The 17870-nt window shown below is 61.3% G+C and carries 16 protein-coding genes; 4 read left to right on the top strand and 12 right to left on the bottom strand.

Annotated features, from left to right (window positions below; translation table 11 throughout):
- Positions 1 to 8 precede the first annotated feature (8 nt).
- From NKI39_RS00695 to NKI39_RS00660, 8 genes are all read right to left on the bottom strand, one after another.
- Entirely contained in the window at positions 9 to 1472 is a 1464-nt protein-coding gene (locus NKI39_RS00695; RefSeq protein WP_352769074.1) for a lipopolysaccharide biosynthesis protein, read from the bottom strand.
- Positions 1469 to 2755 (bottom strand): glycosyltransferase, encoded by a 1287-nt coding sequence (locus tag NKI39_RS00690; RefSeq protein WP_352769071.1) that lies wholly within the window; start codon positions 2753 to 2755, stop codon positions 1469 to 1471. The genes NKI39_RS00695 and NKI39_RS00690 overlap by 4 nt, the downstream gene beginning before the upstream one ends.
- Before the next feature lie 70 nt (positions 2756 to 2825).
- Complete coding sequence (locus tag NKI39_RS00685; RefSeq protein WP_352769069.1) at positions 2826 to 3905, bottom strand: glycosyltransferase; 1080 nt, start codon at positions 3903 to 3905, stop codon at positions 2826 to 2828.
- A gap of 31 nt (positions 3906 to 3936) precedes the next feature.
- Entirely contained in the window at positions 3937 to 5268 is a 1332-nt protein-coding gene (locus NKI39_RS00680) for a UDP-glucose dehydrogenase family protein (RefSeq protein WP_352469923.1), read from the bottom strand.
- A gap of 85 nt (positions 5269 to 5353) precedes the next feature.
- On the bottom strand, positions 5354 to 6220 hold the full coding sequence (exoK, locus tag NKI39_RS00675; RefSeq protein ID WP_352769067.1) for an endo-1,3-1,4-beta-glycanase ExoK: 867 nt from the start codon (positions 6218 to 6220) through the stop codon (positions 5354 to 5356).
- Positions 6221 to 6351: 131 nt separating this feature from the next.
- Positions 6352 to 6753, bottom strand: a complete 402-nt coding sequence (locus NKI39_RS00670; RefSeq protein WP_352469921.1) for a hypothetical protein — start codon at positions 6751 to 6753, stop codon at positions 6352 to 6354.
- Between the two features lie 269 nt (positions 6754 to 7022).
- A complete protein-coding gene (locus NKI39_RS00665) occupies positions 7023 to 8045 on the bottom strand; it encodes a glycosyltransferase family 2 protein (protein ID WP_352818589.1) in 1023 nt (340 codons plus the stop codon).
- Between the two features lie 455 nt (positions 8046 to 8500).
- Positions 8501 to 8821 (bottom strand): exopolysaccharide production repressor protein, encoded by a 321-nt coding sequence (locus NKI39_RS00660; RefSeq protein WP_352469919.1) that lies wholly within the window; start codon positions 8819 to 8821, stop codon positions 8501 to 8503.
- A 558-nt stretch (positions 8822 to 9379) separates the two neighbouring features.
- On the opposite strand from NKI39_RS00660, the gene NKI39_RS00655 reads away from it, so the two are divergent.
- Together NKI39_RS00655 and NKI39_RS00650 are read left to right on the top strand one after the other, a co-directional pair.
- Positions 9380 to 10057, top strand: a complete 678-nt coding sequence (locus NKI39_RS00655) for a sugar transferase (RefSeq protein ID WP_352448447.1) — start codon at positions 9380 to 9382, stop codon at positions 10055 to 10057.
- 207 nt (positions 10058 to 10264) lie between these two features.
- Complete coding sequence (locus NKI39_RS00650; RefSeq protein ID WP_352448673.1) at positions 10265 to 11476, top strand: polysaccharide biosynthesis/export family protein; 1212 nt, start codon at positions 10265 to 10267, stop codon at positions 11474 to 11476.
- 125 nt (positions 11477 to 11601) lie between these two features.
- On the opposite strand, the gene NKI39_RS00645 is transcribed toward NKI39_RS00650, so the two are convergent.
- Positions 11602 to 12873, bottom strand: a complete 1272-nt coding sequence (locus tag NKI39_RS00645; RefSeq protein WP_352448446.1) for an O-antigen ligase family protein — start codon at positions 12871 to 12873, stop codon at positions 11602 to 11604.
- A 328-nt stretch (positions 12874 to 13201) separates the two neighbouring features.
- On the opposite strand from NKI39_RS00645, the gene NKI39_RS00640 reads away from it, so the two are divergent.
- Positions 13202 to 13954, top strand: coding sequence for an SDR family NAD(P)-dependent oxidoreductase (locus NKI39_RS00640; protein WP_352448445.1), 753 nt, complete (start codon positions 13202 to 13204; stop codon positions 13952 to 13954).
- Between the two features lie 41 nt (positions 13955 to 13995).
- On the opposite strand, the gene NKI39_RS00635 is transcribed toward NKI39_RS00640, so the two are convergent.
- Positions 13996 to 14577 (bottom strand): DUF1349 domain-containing protein, encoded by a 582-nt coding sequence (locus NKI39_RS00635; protein WP_352448444.1) that lies wholly within the window; start codon positions 14575 to 14577, stop codon positions 13996 to 13998.
- A gap of 37 nt (positions 14578 to 14614) precedes the next feature.
- Positions 14615 to 16051, bottom strand: a complete 1437-nt coding sequence (locus NKI39_RS00630) for an aldehyde dehydrogenase family protein (protein WP_352448672.1) — start codon at positions 16049 to 16051, stop codon at positions 14615 to 14617.
- A 175-nt stretch (positions 16052 to 16226) separates the two neighbouring features.
- On the opposite strand from NKI39_RS00630, the gene NKI39_RS00625 reads away from it, so the two are divergent.
- On the top strand, positions 16227 to 17258 hold the full coding sequence (locus NKI39_RS00625; RefSeq protein WP_352830312.1) for a hydroxyacid dehydrogenase: 1032 nt from the start codon (positions 16227 to 16229) through the stop codon (positions 17256 to 17258).
- A 25-nt stretch (positions 17259 to 17283) separates the two neighbouring features.
- On the opposite strand, the gene NKI39_RS00620 is transcribed toward NKI39_RS00625, so the two are convergent.
- A complete protein-coding gene (locus NKI39_RS00620; RefSeq protein ID WP_352448442.1) occupies positions 17284 to 17769 on the bottom strand; it encodes a hypothetical protein in 486 nt (161 codons plus the stop codon).
- Positions 17770 to 17870: the final 101 nt, after the last annotated feature.

The raw sequence follows: 17870 nt of genomic DNA, 5'->3' as shown, positions 1-17870 counted from the left end.
TTGCCGGCCTAGCGGGCGTTGCGCATGGCGCTGGAAAGCGTGGTGAACAGGGCGCTGCGCGACTGGCGAAGGGCGAGCATGAGGACCAGGCCGATCGAATAATTGAGGGCACCCGCCAGGACCACCGCGAGCAGGTCTGACTGGCTGGTCAGCGATGCCGGCAACTCCCGGTACACGGACCAGGCAAGCAGCGATGACGCGATGAAAAGCCCCTGCATGACCAGGAAGTCGGCTGCGGTCACCGGGCCGACCCGGTGGACAAGAACGGCAAGCACCGGGACGCGCAGCACATAGCCGCTGATCGCGTAGGCCGCCGCGACACCGACGGCGCCCCAGTGCAGGCCGATGATGAAGGCGGCGACCGTCGTCAGCGACGAGTAGATGCCCCAGTGGAACATGGTCTTGGTCTTGCCCTGGCAGATGAAGATCCAGCCGGTGGTGCTCGAGACGGACTGGATCAGGCTGGCGATGCCCAGCCAGGCGAAGATCGGCGCCACCGCTGTCCAGCGCTCGCCGAAGAGAAGCCCGACGACCTGGTCCGACGTCAGCGTCAGCGCCGCGATGCCGGGCATAGTGATGGCCGCCAGCATCCAATTGGTTCGCACATAGATGTCGCGAAACCGCGCCTTGTCCTCATGGATGCGGCTCAGCAGCGGCACCATCACGCGTGTCAGCGGCTGGTTGATGTTCTGCAGCGGAAACAGCAGGAGCTTGTAGGCGCGGTCATAATAGCCGAGCTCGATCGCGCCCGAATATTTTCCGATCAGGATGTTGTCGAGATTGCGCGAGAAGAAGTTGGCCAGATTGAAGCCGGTCAGATTGGCGCCGAAAGACAATATGTCGGTATCGACCTTCAGGTCCGGCCGCGACGGCGTCCAGCGCGCCACCTGCCATGCCGCGGCCAGCGCGACAACAGCCGATACCGCAGGGCCGATGACCAGCGACCAGTAGCCCAACCCCGCATAGGCGGCGATTGCGGTAGTCGCAAGTCCGGCAGCAGCGGTTATCACGTCGTTCAGCGCGAGTTGGCCAAAGCGCAAGTGACGGTTCATCAGCGCCAGCGGCACCGCGGCGAGGCTGCCAAGCAGCAGCGGCAAGGCAGAGCCGATGGTAATCCCGACCATGCGTTGATCGCCATAGAAGGCAGCGATGGCGGGCGCCAGGCATGCAACCACCACGGCACTGCCCAACCCCACCAGCGCACTGATCCAGAATACCTGGTTGAGCTGCTCGGTGCTTATGTCCTTGCGCTGGACCACGGCCTGCTGGAGGCCAAGGTTTTGAAGCAGTCCGACAAAGGCCACAATCGGCCCGACGGAAGCCACCAGGCCAAAATCCTCGGGGACGAGCAGACGCGCAAGCACGATCACCGAGAGAAACTGGATCGCCATCTTGAAGCCTTGCGCGCCGATCGTTACCATGCCGCCGCGCAGGGCGACGCGACCGAACTGGGGGGGCGGGTTGGCGTTCATGCCGGCTGCCTGGCTTCGGCCAGCTGGGCAACGATCTGCGCAAAACGTTCGTTGAGTACGTCCGCGTTGAAATCCTGCTCGATCTTGCGGCGCGCCGCACGTGCGATGCGCTCGCATTTGTCCGGGTTCTCGGCCACCCAGACAAGCTTGCGGGCCAACGCCGCAACGTCTCGCTCCGGTGCGAGGAAGCCTGTCTCCTGATCCTCGATCAGTTCGGGAATGCCCGAGTGATAGGTGCTGACGACGATCAGCCCGGCGGCCATAGCCTCCATCAGCGCCACCGGAATACCCTCGAGATCGCCGTCTCGCGCGGCAACGCTAGGCAGCAGGAATACGTGGGCATTGCGCAGGCGCTGCTTGACCTCGGCGTGCGGACGCGGCCCGAGGAAAGTCACCCGGTCGGCAATGCCGAGATTTGCGGCGAGCTTCTTCAACTCTTCCAGCAATTCGCCGCCGCCAATCACCGAATAGACCCAGTCGCGCCGCGGCAGGCTGGCGAGCGCCCGAAGGGCGAATTCGATGCCCTTCTTTTCGGTCAGCCGGCAGACCGAGATGAAGGACAGCGTGTCCCGGTCCCAGGAACGCCAATGGTAGCCGATCTCACCGGGCCGCACGCCCATATGGTGAACCATGACTTGCGCCGGGGGTGCGCCGACGCCGATCAGGGCATCGCGGAAAAACGCGTTCACCGGGAGCTGGAGAACGCCCTTGTCGAAGACAACCTTGTAGCGCGTGAGCGTGTTGTCATGCAGCGGTTCGCCGACATCGCGGCCGTGGAATATGGTCACCAAAGGAGCGGAAATCCGGCCTCGTTTCATGGCGCGGGCGACGCGCATGCCGTTATTGCCGAAATGCGCGACGATCACATCGGCGTTCTGCAATTTGCGCGCAAAAGCGATGTCGACAGCGGTCGAGAGCTTATCCCAGAACCTGCCCGACCATTTCCTGAGCGTCGGGCGAAAGCGCCCCAGCCCGCCCCACCAGCAGACGACCTTGCCAGGGAGAGCCTGCCAGCGGCGATCGTCGATGTTGCTGTCCTTGCCGAAGGACGTCTCGTTGCAGACGACGCCGACTTGCATGCCGCGCTCGAGGCACCCTTCTATCTGGTCGAGGACGAAGGTCTCCGACAAAGAGGGGAACTTATCAACTACGAAGCAAATCTTCATTGGATGGACGATCTTTCGAGGCCGGTCGGCGATCTGCTCGCGCGGATGAGGGCTGACGCCCGTCGCCACCGTGCGAGGCGCCTCAAGCGTCTGGTGTTGTGCGTGTCTTTGTCCCAAGGCAGCTCCCACCCCGGTCAGGCGCGAGAGCCGGCTTTTGGGCAACGTGCATGGTTTTGGACGAAATGCATCAGGCGGCACGCTCCAGCGCGCCTTGCCTGGCGTTGTCGAGAACGCGGAGGAAGGTCGCGAACTGGCTGTCGGGGTTCATTTGTGGCCGCTCCGAAAACAGCTGCGCCGCCGCCGACAGACGGTCGTACTCGGCCTTGTCGCTCCATAGTCGCCTGACCGCGGCGACCCAGTCGTCGAGCGGTGCATCATAGTCGAGCACCACGCCGCCGGCGCCAATCGCTTCCGGCAGGCCGCCGCGACGGGACCCGACGACTGGAATGCCGCTGCAATGGGCCTCGGATGCCACCCGCCCCCAAGCTTCTTCCCATTTGCTGGGCGCCAGCAGGATCTTGGTGCGGCCATAGACGGTCTTCATGTCGCTGGTGCGGCTTTCCAGCCTGACGTTGCGCAGCGGCGCGATGATCCGTTCGATCTGCGCCCGATGGTCGTCGTCGAGCTTCCAGCTTTCGACGAACAGGAACGGAATTTCGGGGCATTGGCCGGCGATGCGCACGGCGAGTTCGAACCCTTTTTCGTTGTAAGGATTGATCAGCGTGACGAATTCACCGGTGGTCGGCGTGCTGTAGAGCCCGGGATTGATGGTCGGCGGGATCACGGTCGAGTCGATGCCGAACCTTTCCTTATAGGTGCGCGCAGTGAATTCGGAATTGGCGATATAAAGCGCCGAATGCAATTCGCGCAGGTCGCCGGCCAATTCGTGGAATTCGACGTTCCGCAGATAGACCACCAGCGGTATTCCGAGCGCCTGCAGCGCCTTTCCGATCGGCACCGATTTGTGGCACTGCACGACGGCGACATCGGGATCGAGCCGTTCGACCGCGAAGCGCGCCGCCTCCCAGGGAAACCATGCCCGCACGACCGGATAGCCGGGATAGCTGTCGATGACCGCTCGCTGGCGAAGCAGCTTCATCTTGGCGCGCGCCTTCAAGCCGAACATGCCGTCACCGAACAGCGCCGCCAGAACCGAGGCGTCATGACCGTGCTCGCGCAGCTGCTCGACCAGATGATGCGTGCTCGACTGAACGCCACCGCTGAACTGCGGCGTGTAGCCGTTGCCGCCCGCAAACAGAACTTTCATGGACCTGGCTCCTTGCTGGACCGCCCTTGCGTCACGCCGCCATTCTGCCGATGCTGTGGTATTCGATGCCGTGGCGGGCGATGACCTTGGGGTCGTAGAGATTGCGTCCGTCGAAGATAACGGGCGTGGTCAGCGCGTTCTTCAGCGCATCGAAAGACGGCGCGCTGAAGCTTTTCCACTCGGTCACGATCAAGAGCGCATCGGCGCCTCGCAGCGCGGCCTCCTTGGTGCCGCATAGTTGCAGGTCGTCGCGCAGCCCGTAGATCGCCTGGCATTCCTGCATCGCCTCGGGATCGTAGGCCTGGACATTGGCACCGGCGGCCCAGAGCGCTTCCATCAGCGTGCGGGCCGGGGCCTCGCGCATGTCGTCGGTATTGGGTTTGAAGGCCAAGCCCCACAGCGCAAATGTCTTGCCTTTGAGATTGCCCTTGAAATAGCGGTCCACCTTCTCGAACAGGACCGACTTCTGCTGGTTGTTGCGCTCCTCGACGGCACGCAGCAGCTTGGCGTCGAACTTGACGGCCTCGGCGGTCTTGATCAGGGCACGCACATCCTTCGGGAAACACGAGCCGCCATAGCCGAGGCCCGGATAGATGAAGTGGTAGCCGATCCGCGGGTCGCTGCCGATGCCCTTGCGGACTTCCTCGATGTCGGCGCCCAGTTGCTCGGCCAGGTTGGCCATTTCATTCATGAAGCTGATCTTGGTCGCCAGCATGCAATTGGCCGCGTATTTGGTGAACTCGGCACTGCGCACATCCATGACGATCATCTTTTCGTGGTTGCGGTTGAACGGCGCGTAGAGCTCGCGCATCACCGCCTCGGTGTCCTCGTTGCTGGTGCCGACGATGATGCGGTCGGGCTTCATACAGTCGCTCACAGCGGACCCTTCCTTGAGGAATTCCGGATTGGAGGCGACGTCGAAAGCCAGATCCTCGCGCCCGCGCGCCTTCAGCGTTGCGGCGATCCTGGCCTTTATCCTTTCGCAGGTGCCGACGGGCACGGTCGACTTGCCGACGACGATCTTGGGCTCGTCCATCTCACGACCGATGGCCTCGGCGACGGCCAGCACATATTTGAGGTCGGCCGAACCATCCTCGCCCGGCGGCGTGCCGACGGCGATCATCTGGATCTGGCCATGCTTGATCGCCGCGGCGGCGTCGGTGGTGAACTTGATGCGGCCGGCGGCATGGTTCTCCTTGACGATGTTTTCGAGCCCAGGCTCGAAGATCGGGACATGACCCTGGTTGAGCCGCTCGACCTTTTTTGCATCGATGTCGACGCAGACCACCTGATGGCCGACTTCGGCAAGCACCGCCGCCTGTACAAGACCGACATAGCCGATTCCAAAGACAGTCAAATTCATTCGGTTTCATCCCTGTTCAAGGCTTCGGGCCTGTTCGAGCTTCGGTTTTCCGACCACCTTCGGCCCGGCCGGTTCAGATGCGCTTCTAGTTTGTGTTGCATGCCAGCGATTCGGGGAATTGGCAGGGCTGGCCAAGTGCGGTGAATGCAACACGATCCACCTGCATGGTGAGCTTGCGGCCCGGATCCGAGAACGGCCCCATCCACCCCTTCATCGTATCGCTGCCCCACAGGCTGAAATAGATCCTTTGCGAATGGGTGGGCAGCTTCGCCGGATCGGTGATCTCGTGGACAAGCTTGCCGTTGACGTACCAGCGCAGCCGGTCCTTTTCCCAGACGAAGGCGTAGTCGTTGAAGGCCTTGTCGGTGCCGCCGGCGACGTCGACCAGTTTCTCGTTCTTGCCTTTGCCGGCTATGTAGGCATTGACCTGGACCTTGGACGTGTCCTTGGTCAGCACCTCGAAGTCGATTTCATCATGCGGCTGCTTGTCGGCATCGCCGACGAAGCTGAAGAATGCCGCGTTGACGCCAGAGCCCGTGTCGGTCTTCATCCGCGCCTCGTAGGTGCCGTAGCCGAAGCGCTGCTTGGTCTGGATCTCGGCGCAGGCGAATTCGCGATCCTTCAGCTTGCGCTTCTCGAAACCGAGCGTCAGCATGCCGTCGGAAAGCCCGATCAGGCTTTTGGACCAGGTGCAGTTCTGATGCTTGCCGTTCGTCCAGCCGTCGGAAATGTACCAGCGCGCGCGACTGAGGCTGGTGAAATCATCGACAAAGGACGGCGCGGTTGGGAGATCCTGCGCGCCGGCGGGCACCAGGCCCGCAACCAGACTGCCGAGAACGACCAGCAGAAACGCACCGTCTGAACGGAGCCGCCGCAGCTTGCCTGGGATCGGGCGCGTGAACGGGGTGCCTCCGGTTGCCGGGGCGGGCGTGCTTTTAAGACCTGCGTTCATATCAAACTCACCTTGTGCTGTGCGCCCCCAAAGCGATCGTTCGAACCGTGACGAAACAACCTGATCTTGACCTCTGTCGCTCCCAAGCTCCGTGTTGTGCCTAAAACCATTGCGCCGACCCGGGTGTTCGCTCAGCCTGTGCCGGAATCGGCGGGCTTCACAAAATCGGTCCTTATGTCGGGACCGTTCTGCCGCTTCTCTTCGAAGATTTCATCCAGCGAATGACGGAGATCCTTCATCTTCTGCATCTGGCGCGACAGCGCTGCGATGCGCCGCTCGCAATTCAGGATCGACCTGGTCAGTTCGCCGACTTCGGAAGACCTGCGAGAGGAGACCGTTCCGTTCTCCATCGCCTCAACCAGAAAGGCGGCATTGGTAGCCGTTGTCCTGTAGCGGTTCTCAAGGCCGCTCTTCTCCGCCTCGACTTCGGCCGAGATCTGGTCCAGCAGCTTTGCCAACCGATCAAGGCGCGAGGTGTCGGTCTGCGTGTCGCGCGCCGGATCTCTCGACCGGAAGCGAAAGATCGAGGCCATGCAGTCAGCGCCCCATCATCGTCGAGCTGGTGAACGGCCTTAGTGCCCGTCCACATTCAAAAGACATTTCTTGCATCGTCCAGCTCCTCCGACAGGGTATGTCTCGGGCCAGTTCGGTTGGCCGTCCAAAATTGCTGCACCGCAACGTAGATTGCCATTCCCTGCGCGCATAGGCAACCACCTAGATCGTAAACTCATGAATCTCGTTGAAATGGTGCGAGCCGACCGAAGGGTAAGGGAGTGGCTACCGCCATCGCACGTTGACGTGCCTAGCTTTCGTTGGCCGTGCTGGTTCCGGCCATGAGGAAGCGCAGCGGCGGCACATGCTGACGCTTCGCGGCGAGGCCGGCGCGGCGAAACAGCGCATCCAGCTTATCGGAGGCGACGCCGCGGACGACGGCTGTGAGGTTGGACGAGCCGGCCAAGGCGTAGGCCGCGGCCGGTGCCAACCCGCGCTCAGCCTTCACGTCTAAAAACTTCCGCAACCGGTATTTGTCGCGGATGTGCCGCTCGTGCCTTCTCAGCGCAGCCTTCGATGCCTCCGGCAAACTGTCGATCGCAAGCAGTGCCAGGTCGGCATCGGCCAGATGCTTCAGGTCCTGGGTCTTGTGCCGTCCGCTCAGCGAATCGGCGCGCACGATCGCGCCGTAGCCACAGGATTTGATGACCTTGAAGCGCGCGCCAAGGGCAACCGCGCGCGCATAGAGTTCATAGTCTTCACCCAGGCGCAGCTTCTCGTCGTAGCGCAGCCCATGCCGATCGAGGAAGGCGCGGCTGATCACGGGTTTGAGGAACCCCAGTTCCCCTCGTTGCACACGGCGCCTGGAGATGTTGGCGTCGATGAAACCCTCGAAATCGAGGAATTCCGGCTCGGGCGAGAACGGTGGAGCCACGATTTTCGAAACGTCGGTTGCCGCGTCATCCCTGACAAGCATGATGTTGTCTGCGGCGAAATCCCAATCGGTGCTGGCGAACAGTCTGTGAAACCTGCCTTCGAAAAAGAAATCATCAGCGTCCAGAATGCTGATGAACGGCGACCTGGAACCGGCTATCGCGGCGTTGCGTGCAAACGATGGGCCGCGATTGACGTCGAAGCGGATGACGGAAAGGCGGCCCGTGCCGTCGCCGGCCGCGTGGGCGACTTTCGCGGTATCGTCGGTAGACGCGTCGTCGACGACGACAACTTCCGCAACCTCAGGCTCGCGTAATGCCGATGCAATGGCAGCCGGGATTGTCCGCGCCGCATTGCGGGCGGCGATGATCACGCAGACCTGGAATGATGTCATGAACATGCCTCTCGATTGCAGAAGTCGTTGCGGATTTCCTCGCCCCGTCCGCTCAATGCCCCACCGCCCATTCTGAAATGCATCGGCCCAAACGCCTATGCTGCAAGTGCGAAGCAAGCATCGCCAAAATCATCGGCGCCGTCCAGTTTTTCATTTTGCTGGGTGTCATGGCCCGGTTGGGCAGGCGGCGAGCCTCAATCGGGATGGCTCCAGAAATGCGCCGCTTGGCAGAGCCGTTCCTACACGCTCCATCAGAGCGCTCAACTGGCAGAAACCAGTTGCTGATCCTCGCCGACCGGACGGCGGCGGGGCGGAGCGAGCGCGTCGAGGCCCGCAGTGTCAAGGAATTGAAAGAGCAGGAATGCCGACTGCCGGTGTCGTTGAGGCGAGCAATTCGTCAGGGGACCGGCGAGCTTAACCACAGGTCACATGGACATCGCAGACCGCGGCCAGGCCCGAAATCAGTGAAGGCCTCTCCTGGCGCTGAGTTTCTCGGCTTCGGCCGCTTCGTTCGAACTCAGCTTTCGTTCAGCGTCGCGGATTTTGTCGGCCGGGGTCGGGGCATTTCTGGCAACCATGGCAAAGACCAGCAGAAAATAACCCAGTTGGATGACTATAGCGCAGCCGATGACACGAAACAGCGTCGTACCGAGCGAGGCGCCGCCTAAATAGGACCAGACGATCACGATCGCCAGCGCAAAACACATTCCGATAATGAACTTTGGCAGTGACATACCCGATAGCCCATCAACCGGCTCGGGAAAAAATGTCGACAAGCCCACCCCGAGCACCTCCCTTAAACTCTGCGAGCTTATTTAGGTTGCCCGCTTCTGGCCGGTTGCTTCCGGCCTAGCCCAATCTGTCCATAGTCCGACAGAAACAATTTGCAACTCTATTGAGCCGCGCAATAGGCGGCAAGGGCAGCTGCGGAATAAATTTTAAACGAATCCTCGGGATCGACTCCGCCATGGTGCAACGCACACGTCGGCATCACCACTGATTGCCGGATATCGACTCGCTCCAGTATGATTCATAATATTGAATAGTATTTTATCATAACATCAGTCATTATCTTGAAATTCTAAATGACGGCAAAGCTCCACAGGAGGGTATAAAGAGCGATTCGCCTAAAATCAGCCCAAAAATTGGACTAGCTTTTCCAAAATTGCCCATAATCTGTCTCTTTTGCGACATAAATGGGAAATTTTGTGCAGGACGAGTTTATTATTTAGTCAGTTCATGACGCGACTATTACAGCCGTCTGAGAAATTGTGTGTTGCGCTGCAACATTTTTTTGGTATCGTGCGGTAAACCATCCGTTCAACGTATGGAGTTTACGCATGAGGGACGTAGCCAAGCCGGCCGATGCGGATTTTTCGCAGGCCGGCGTCGATTTTCCGCCACCGATTGGCGGCCTGCTCAAACGCAGCTTCGATATTGTCGGTTCGCTGATCGGCCTGGTCGCTCTCAGCCCGCTGTTCGTAATGATAGCGCTGCTTGTCAGGTTTTCCGATGGCGGGCCGATTTTCTATGGTCACAGCCGAATCGGCCGCGGAGGACGGATTTTTCCGTGCCTCAAGTTCCGCACCATGGTTGCAGACGGCGAGCGGGTGCTTGCTGCCTATCTCGCCGCGAATCCGGAGGCCAACGCCGAATGGATAGCGACCCGCAAGTTGAAGAACGACCCGCGGATCACGCGCGTCGGAGCGGTGCTGAGGAAGCTCAGCCTCGATGAGTTGCCGCAGATCATCAACATCCTGCAGGGGGATATGAGCCTGGTCGGGCCTCGTCCCGTGGTGCGCGATGAGCTGGAGATATATGGCAATTCGGCCGTCTATTACCTGAAATCGCGCCCCGGCCTCACCGGGCTCTGGCAGGTCAGCGGACGCAACGATGTTTCGTATGACAGCCGCGTCGCATTCGACAGGCACTATGTCGAGAACTGGTCGATGTTCGAAGACATTCGCATCATCATCAAGACCGTACCTGCGGTCTGGATGTCGCGAGGCTGCTACTGACGGCCGCTTGCTGGCCGTGCATCGAGGAGCGGCTGTCCAGAATTCGGGCCCGGAACTCAGGCCCCTAACTCAGGCATCGGCAGCTCATCGGGCGGGGCAAACCAGATCGGAAACGCTCAGTTGAAAGCAGATATAATCGATATCTTTTGCACCGGCATTCTCTCCAGACGCATGCGGCGAGTACGGCTTTTGACGACTTGCCTTACAATGGCGACCGGCCTGACCCTGTCGCTAGCCTTGCCACAGTTTGCCTTCGCCGACGACTATCGGCTTGGAGCACAGGACAAGCTGACCATCCGCGTGGCGGAATGGCAGACCGTCGAAGGCACGTTTCGTGACTGGTCGGCCATCAATGGAGAATACACGGTCGGCCCCGCTGGAACCTTGTCGGTTCCCTTCGTCGGCGAGATGCCCGCATCCGGCAAGACGACTTCGGAGATCGCCGCATCGCTCGGCGAGGCGCTGCAGCGCAAGCTCGCTCTGGCCGACAAGCCGGAGGCTTCCGTCGAAATGGCGCAGTACCGGCCATTCTACATCTCTGGCGAGGTGCAATCGCCCGGCCAGTATCCTTGTGTGCCTGGGTTGTCCGTGCTGAAAGCGATGAGCATTGCCGGCGGAGCCCGGCGGAACCCGGAGAGCGGACAGCGCTACGACCGCGACCTGATCAATGCCAAGGGCAATTTCGACGTACTACAAGACCAATTGGTCAGGCTGACCGTCAAGCGCGCCCGCATCGAAGCGGAACTGGCGGACAAGCCGACATTCGCGGTGCCGAAAGAGGTGGCCGACGATCCGAAGCTGCCCAGCATCGTTGCCGATGAGACGGCGATCCTGGCGGCCGACCAGAAGAAACTCAAGCTGCGCTTGCAGGCGCTCGACGATTTGAAGGCGCTGCTGCAGAGCGAGATCGATTCGCTGCAGAAAAAGATCGTCAACCAGCAGAAGCAGGTTGATCTGGCGAAGGAGCAGCTCAACGGCATCGGCTCGCTGGCGCAAAAGGGCCTGGTCGTCAACACGCGGGTTTTGAACTCGCAGCAAACCATCGCCGACCTCGAGGGCCAGATCCTGGATTACGAAACGGCGATTCTCACGGCCAAGCAGTCGATCAGCAAGGCCACCCAGGACGCCATCGATCTCGAGAACACCCAGAACTCCAGCCTCGCGACCGACCGGCAACAGACGGAAGCCGATCTCAACGAGGCGACGCTGAAGCTGAATATGGAAAAGGCCTTGATGTCCGAAGCCTTGTCGGGCAGCCCCATGCCGCAATTCTACGGCAACAACGAACCAGCGGCCTTGTCATTTTCCCTGGTGCGGGTGGTCGACGGCAAGACCAGCGAAATCACCGCCGATGAAGACACGCCGGTGCTGCCAGGGGACGTGATCAAGGTCAAACCGGCGCCCATGGCCATCCAGTAGCTTCTTTCCACCGGAGCAAAGCACCAACCCCGCAGGCAGCGGTCTGCGGGGTTTTTGCGTTTGGGATCTTATGGATCAGAAAACAAGGCGGCCTTCGGGCAACGAACCGCCTGGATCCGCCCGCTCTAGCCTCGCACGGCGTCCGGTTCCTCGAGATGGTTCACGGCGCTCCACCGGGAAGGAGCGACGGCCGGCACCCTCACCAGCTTGAAGTAGCTGTAGTACAGCAGGAACGATCCCATGATGTAGGGATTGAGGGTCTCGACCTCGACGAAGGATCGGATGAACAGAAGCACCATGACGCCGGCAAGAATCACGGAGTCGGCTTGCCATGTCCTGAATATCAGCGCCGAGACGTGACCCCAGAGCGTGCGCAGGATGATCAGCGAAAGCAGTGTCGCGCCGACGAAGCCGAGTTCCACCAAGGTCTCGATGTAGGTGTTGTGGAAGTGGAAGCCGCTTCGCGCGGCGATATAGAATTCGTTCCACAGCCGCTCGGCCTCGGAGAAGCCCTGCACCCAATAAGCCGCGTAGCCGACGCCGAGGATGGGCGATTGCTGCGCGGCATTCCAGCCCTGTTGCCAGAGGTAGGTTCGTCCGGTGAGCGTCGAATCCTTGCCGAAAAGGCCAAGGACAAAGTCCATCAGCCCGAGATTCAGCGCAATCACGGTGCAGGCGACCAGCCCGCCCGCACCGATTATGAAAATTACCCGGCGATGGCGGAGCGAAAGCAGCTTGCCGATGGAAAGCAGGGCGACCAGAGCGAGAACCGCGGGGGTAGATGCCATCGAAGTGGCGGAATGCGACACCACCAGCAGATAGCCCGATAGAAGGACAATCGGTACGATCAACAAACAGCTTATCCGGCCGCGCCTGAGAAAGGCCAGGTAGACAACGCAGAAATAGATGCCAAGCGATGCGACAAAGCCGATCTGGTTCTTGGAGCTGAACGCGCCGACGAAATTATACGTCCCATCGAGAACGTCGTAGGAATAGCTCGCGACCTTGAGCGAGTAGAGCAGGACGACGAAAATCCCGATCAGGGCGCCTATGGTCAAGGTCCGGACGCTGACGGTGCGCGCGGCAATGTAGGCGCAGGCGATATGGGAGCAATATTGGACGGCCGTTCTTGCCGTGGTGCCGGGAGCCGCCGACCAGAACACCGAGAAGCAGACATAGGTTGCAAAGGCCAGCGGAAGCCAGGCGCTGGAAGCGTGCCTTAATATCTTGCGGTAGTCGACCAGGATGAGCGGTAGCCAGACTGCATAGTAGGCCAGGATCATGGCCTGGCCGAAAATGGTCGAGTAGGAAAACGCCCAGATCGAGACGGCAACGGCAAAGCTGCCATAGACCGTGTTCTTGTCCGGATCGATCAACAGAGATTTTGGAATCTTCATCTCGATAGCGGTTTTCCGTCCTTGCAGCTCAATGCCGATTTCATGGGCCGCTCGTGGGCCGATTCGTCGGATCGATGGGAGCCTCGCCTGCAGGCGCTCGCATTGTGCAGTGCAATATAACCCATCCGGCGCCGCCTGTCACCCGGATGCCAACCGGGCGCGTCGTTCCAGCCGTTCTCTCCATACCGGGCGAGACGATTTGGCCAGAAGGCAGTGCCGTACAATTGACCGGTGCTGGCCCATCATAAGCTGTTCTGAGGTTGCAAGTCCGCGCTTGAACTTGTCCGCCGTTGACTTCACATTCGCCGCCAATTGGGAGGAAGACCACATGCCGATGAGTTTCGCGGGACGATTTGCCGGACGATCTGCTGTTATCACCGGCGGCGCCTCAGGCATCGGCCTGGCCGTCGCGCAAAGGATCACTGGCGAAGGCGGGCGTGTTTCGGTCTGGGATCGCGATGCCGCCCAGATCGAGCAGGCCAAGGCCATTGTTCCAGGCCTGCACAGCGTCACCTTAGACGTCGCCGACCCCATAGCGGTCGAAGCCGCCGCCGGAGAGACGATCGAAGCGCTTGGCGCGGTCGATGTCCTTGTCACCAGTGCTGCCATCACCGGGCCGAACATGACGACCTGGGAGTATTCGGTGGAGGATTGGCGCCGGGTCACCGACATCAACATCAACGGCGTCTTCTTCTGCAACAAGGCGCTGGTCCCGCATATGCTCGAACGCAATTACGGCAGGATCATCAACATCGCCTCGATTGCCGGCAAGGAAGGTAACCCGAACGCCTCGGCCTACAGCACCTCCAAGGCGGCGGTGATCGGCATGACCAAATCGCTCGGCAAGGAACTGGCCAAGACCAAAGTAACGGTGAACTGCGTCACGCCGGCGGCCGTGCGCACCGCGATCTTCCAGCAGATGAGCCAGCAACACATCGACTTCATGCTGTCCAAAATACCGATGGCGCGGTTCGGCGAGGTCGAGGAGGTGGCGGCGCTGATCTGCTGGATCGCGTCCGAGGAATGCTCGTTCACAACGGCGGCCGTCTTCGACGTCTCCGGCGGCCGGGCGACCTACTGAGGCGGGGCCGGACGCAAACCGCCCGACCGGATCGCGGCGCCTCAGTCGTGAAGCTCCCGCGAGATCGGCGGGCCGATCGAAAAGTCGCTGAATGTCACTTCGAAGCCCTCGCGCTGCGGCGAACAGCACATCATGCCGACATCGACCGTTTTCGACGGGGGGAAATAGGCAAGCCGCACCGGTTTCCAGTGCTTGTCAGATGGGTCGCGATACTGGACGCGGATCGTCTCGGCATGGCGGGTCATGCGGATCCTGACCCCGTCCGGATCGGCCGGAATGCTGGCCAGCGACCAGTCGGAGGCATCGTTGGTGACGACGACGGAAAAATACATCAGCCCGTCGGTGTATTCGATGCCGGCCTTGATCCAGTGCGTCTCGCTCAGGCGGACCATAAGCCCGGCCTGATCGTAAAGCACCTCATAGTGCCCCTTGACGGTGACTTCGGCGCTGAAATCGCCCTCGACCTCACGATAGAGGAAATGGCCATTGTCGCGCCAGAAGCCGTAGAACGTCTCGCGCCAGAAGTCGGTCTCCTCACCGGTCCGTACATGCACCGTATTGTTGCCGAAGGCGTGGTGCGGCGGCGGATTGAGCCAGGTCAGGTCCGTATTCTCAGATGCCATCGACTTGCTCGCTGCCTGGCTGGTCTGCCGCCTTTTCTTAGCCGGCAAACGTGTAAGCGGTCTTCACCGTGGTGTAGAACTCTGCGGCATAGCGGCCCTGCTCGCGCGGGCCGTAGCTCGATCCCTTGCGCCCGCCGAAAGGCACGTGGAAGTCGACGCCGGCCGTCGGCAGATTGACCATGACCATGCCGGCTTCCGAATTGCGCTTGAAGTGCGTGGCATGCTTGAGGCTCGAGGTGCAGATGCCGGACGTCAGCCCGAACGGCGTGTCGTTGGCCACCGCCAGCGCCTCGTCATAATCCTTGACGCGGATGACGTTGGCGACCGGGCCGAAAATCTCCTCGCGCGAGATGCGCATGGCGTTGGTGGTTTCGGTGAACAGCGCAGGCTGCAAATAGAAGCCGCGGGTTTCGCGATCGAGCCGCTCGCCGCCGAAGGCGAGATCGGCACCTTCCTGACGTCCGATGGCGATATAGTCCTCGTCCTGTTTGAGCTGGCTCTGGTCGACAACCGGCCCGATCTGCGTCTTGGCATCGAGAGCGTCGCCGACGACCAACTTGGCCATGCGGTCCTTGAGCGCCTCGACGAAGCGGTCGTGGATGCCGTCCGTCACCACCAGGCGGGACGACGCCGTGCAGCGCTGGCCGGTCGAGAAGTAGGCACCGTTGATGGCGCAGTCGACGGCGACGGCAAGGTCGGCATCGTCGAGCACCACAAGCGGGTTCTTGCCGCCCATTTCGAGCTGGAACTTGCGCATGTGCTCGACGCTGGCGGCGGCGACGCGCTTGCCGGTGCCGACCGAGCCGGTGAAGGTGATGGCGTTGAGGTCAGGACTGTCGAGCATCGCCTGGCCGACCACCGAACCTTTGCCCATCACCAGGTTGAGCACACCCTTGGGCAGCCCGGCGCGGTGCAGGATGTCGACAATGGTCCAGGCGCTCTCCGGAACGAGTTCCGCCGGCTTGAAGACGATGGTGTTGCCGTAGGCCAGCGCCGGAGCGATTTTCCAAGCCGGAATGGCGATCGGGAAATTCCACGGCGTGATGATGCCGACGACGCCGACCGCTTCGCGGGTGATCTCGACGCCGACGCCGGGCCGCACGCTCGGCACCAGCTCGCCCGACAGGCGCAACGCCTCGCCGGCGAAAAAATCGAATATCTGGGCGGCCCGCACAGTCTCGCCGATGCCCTCGACCAGCGTCTTGCCTTCTTCGCGCGCCAACGCCCGGCCTATTTCATCTTTCCGCGCGGTGATCTCGTCCGACGCCTTCCTCAGCACCGCATGGCGTGCCAGCAGGCCCGATCGAGACCATGCCGGAAATGCCGCTTTCGCCGCCGCGATGGCCTGCCGGGCGTGCTCGGCGCCTCCCGATGCATATTCGCCGACCACGTCGTCGAGATTGGACGGGTTGATGTTACGGGAGCCGGCATCGCCTACCCACTCTCCATCGATGAGGTTCTTTCGAAACGGGATCATGTCGCTGTCTTCCTTGTCGTCCTTCGATCGCCGTCTATCTGGACCACCGACCGCCGCACCGCAAGGCCGAAGGCAGGCAAACTTCTCCTCCTCGACAGGCATGTGATAGGTGTCGGGGCGGGGAAGACGATTCTAGTGTGGTGCGACGCGGATCGCACGGGAGGAAATCATCATGTCCGACAGCGCCTTGCCGCTGGTGATCAGCGCACCCGAACCGCGCACGCTCGACCTGATCTTCACGCCGGCTGCGCTGGCGAAATTTCGATCGAAATACCGCATCGTCGAAATATCGCCCGAAGCGGTGGCGGCGCTGCCGGCCGATATCCTTGCCGAGGCGCGCTACATCGTCGGCCAGCCACCTATCGCGCCGGAGACGCTGGAAAGAATGAAGGCGCTGCGCTGCATCTTCAATGTCGAGAGCAACCTCATCAACAACATGCCCTACGAGACGCTGTTTTCGCGCGGCATCCATGTCGTCACCACCGGGCTGGTGTTTGCCGAACCGGTGGCCGAGCTCGGCCTTGCCATGGCGCTCAACCTCGCCCGCGGCATCGTCGACGCCGATCTCGCATTTCGTCATGGCAAGGAGCTGTGGGGCGGCGACGGCAACCGGACGGCACGGCTTCTTTCCGGCGCGGATGTCGGCATTATCGGCTTCGGCGATCTTGGCCGTGCGCTCAACCGGCTGCTGTCAGGCTTTCGCACGCGGACAAAAGTCTTGGACCCGTGGCTGCCGCCGTCGATCCTGATCGAAAACGGCGTCGAGCCGGCCTCTCTCGACGACGTTCTGTCGAACAGCGATTTCATCTTCGTCGTCGCTTCGGTGACCAGCGAAAACCAGGGTTTCCTTGGTGCCGAGGCGTTTGCCAGGATGCGCAAGGGAGCCGCTTTCATCCTGCTCAGCCGAGCCGGCGTGGTCGATTTCCCGGCACTGATGGACGCCGTCCGCAGCGGCCATATCGTCGCCGCCAGCGATGTTTTTCCTGAGGAGCCTCTGGCCCAGGATCACCCGGTCCGTACATTGCCGGGGTTCCTGCGCTCCGCCCACCGGGCCGGCGCGCTTGACATCGCCTTCAAGCGGATGGGCGACATGGTGCTGGAAGACATGGACCTGATCGACCGCGGCCTGCCGCCGATGCGTTCGAAGCGGGCCGAGCGTGAGACCGTTTCGCGAATGCGTTCGAAGCCGGTCGACAAGAATTAAGCCGCCTGCCGACGGTCGCACATGCTCAGACGGTGAAGGACCAAAACAGGCAGGCCAGTGTCGCTGCGGCGAAGACGACGAAGAACAGGCTTCTCAACAAGATGTTGCGGCGCAGCTCGTTGATGAACAGATGACACCCGACGACGGCTGCGACAAACAGGAAGCGCCAGTTCAGCAGTGCGGAGAGCACATCGCGCTGACCGAAAGCAAATCTCGCGGCGAGACATCCAACGATGACCGCAAACAACACGATGACCGTCCAGAAGATCGCATCGGCGGCATGTGTCAGGACGATGCCAGCGAGCCTGATCGGCAGAACCATCATCAGCAGTGCGCTGAAAAAATAGATCGCCGCGAGCGGAATGAACGTCCCCGCATCGGCGACGTCGCTCAAGCGCTTGGCGCCGATCGCGCCATAGGGATAGCCATGCCTGGCCACCGCCAGGCTGAGCGCCATCAGCAAGGCCGTCAGCATGGTGGCAAGCGCGAATGAGGTCAGGGCTTTGCTCATGGGGCTCCCGTTCCGAGCGAATCGAAGTCAGGACGTTGGTAGCCCATGGTTTGTAAATTGCTAGTAAGCATCATGCAGCGGCACGGCAGAGTTTCTCGGTG

It is taken from the genome of Mesorhizobium sp. M0664, from assembly GCF_040320565.1.
GTDB lineage: Bacteria > Pseudomonadota > Alphaproteobacteria > Rhizobiales > Rhizobiaceae > Mesorhizobium.
Note: the sequence above shows the minus strand (reverse complement) of the source record. Positions and strands in the feature narration are given on the sequence as shown.

Bases quoted from the DNA above. Each gene is read 5' to 3' on its own strand.
- exoK (WP_352769067.1), bottom strand. From the start codon at position 6,220: ATGAACGCAGGTCTTAAAAGCACGCCCGCCCCGGCAACCGGAGGCACC.
- NKI39_RS00645 (WP_352448446.1), bottom strand. From the start codon at position 12,873: ATGAAGATTCCAAAATCTCTGTTGATCGATCCGGACAAGAACACGGTC.
- NKI39_RS00620 (WP_352448442.1), bottom strand. From the start codon at position 17,769: ATGAGCAAAGCCCTGACCTCATTCGCGCTTGCCACCATGCTGACGGCC.
- NKI39_RS00680 (WP_352469923.1), bottom strand. From the start codon at position 5,268: ATGAATTTGACTGTCTTTGGAATCGGCTATGTCGGTCTTGTACAGGCG.
- NKI39_RS00665 (WP_352818589.1), bottom strand. From the start codon at position 8,045: ATGTTCATGACATCATTCCAGGTCTGCGTGATCATCGCCGCCCGCAAT.
- NKI39_RS00635 (WP_352448444.1), bottom strand. From the start codon at position 14,577: ATGGCATCTGAGAATACGGACCTGACCTGGCTCAATCCGCCGCCGCAC.
- NKI39_RS00650 (WP_352448673.1), top strand. From the start codon at position 10,265: ATGGCGACCGGCCTGACCCTGTCGCTAGCCTTGCCACAGTTTGCCTTC.
- NKI39_RS00625 (WP_352830312.1), top strand. From the start codon at position 16,227: ATGTCCGACAGCGCCTTGCCGCTGGTGATCAGCGCACCCGAACCGCGC.
- NKI39_RS00640 (WP_352448445.1), top strand. From the start codon at position 13,202: ATGCCGATGAGTTTCGCGGGACGATTTGCCGGACGATCTGCTGTTATC.
- NKI39_RS00655 (WP_352448447.1), top strand. From the start codon at position 9,380: ATGAGGGACGTAGCCAAGCCGGCCGATGCGGATTTTTCGCAGGCCGGC.
- NKI39_RS00670 (WP_352469921.1), bottom strand. From the start codon at position 6,753: ATGGCCTCGATCTTTCGCTTCCGGTCGAGAGATCCGGCGCGCGACACG.
- NKI39_RS00695 (WP_352769074.1), bottom strand. From the start codon at position 1,472: ATGAACGCCAACCCGCCCCCCCAGTTCGGTCGCGTCGCCCTGCGCGGC.
- NKI39_RS00685 (WP_352769069.1), bottom strand. From the start codon at position 3,905: ATGAAAGTTCTGTTTGCGGGCGGCAACGGCTACACGCCGCAGTTCAGC.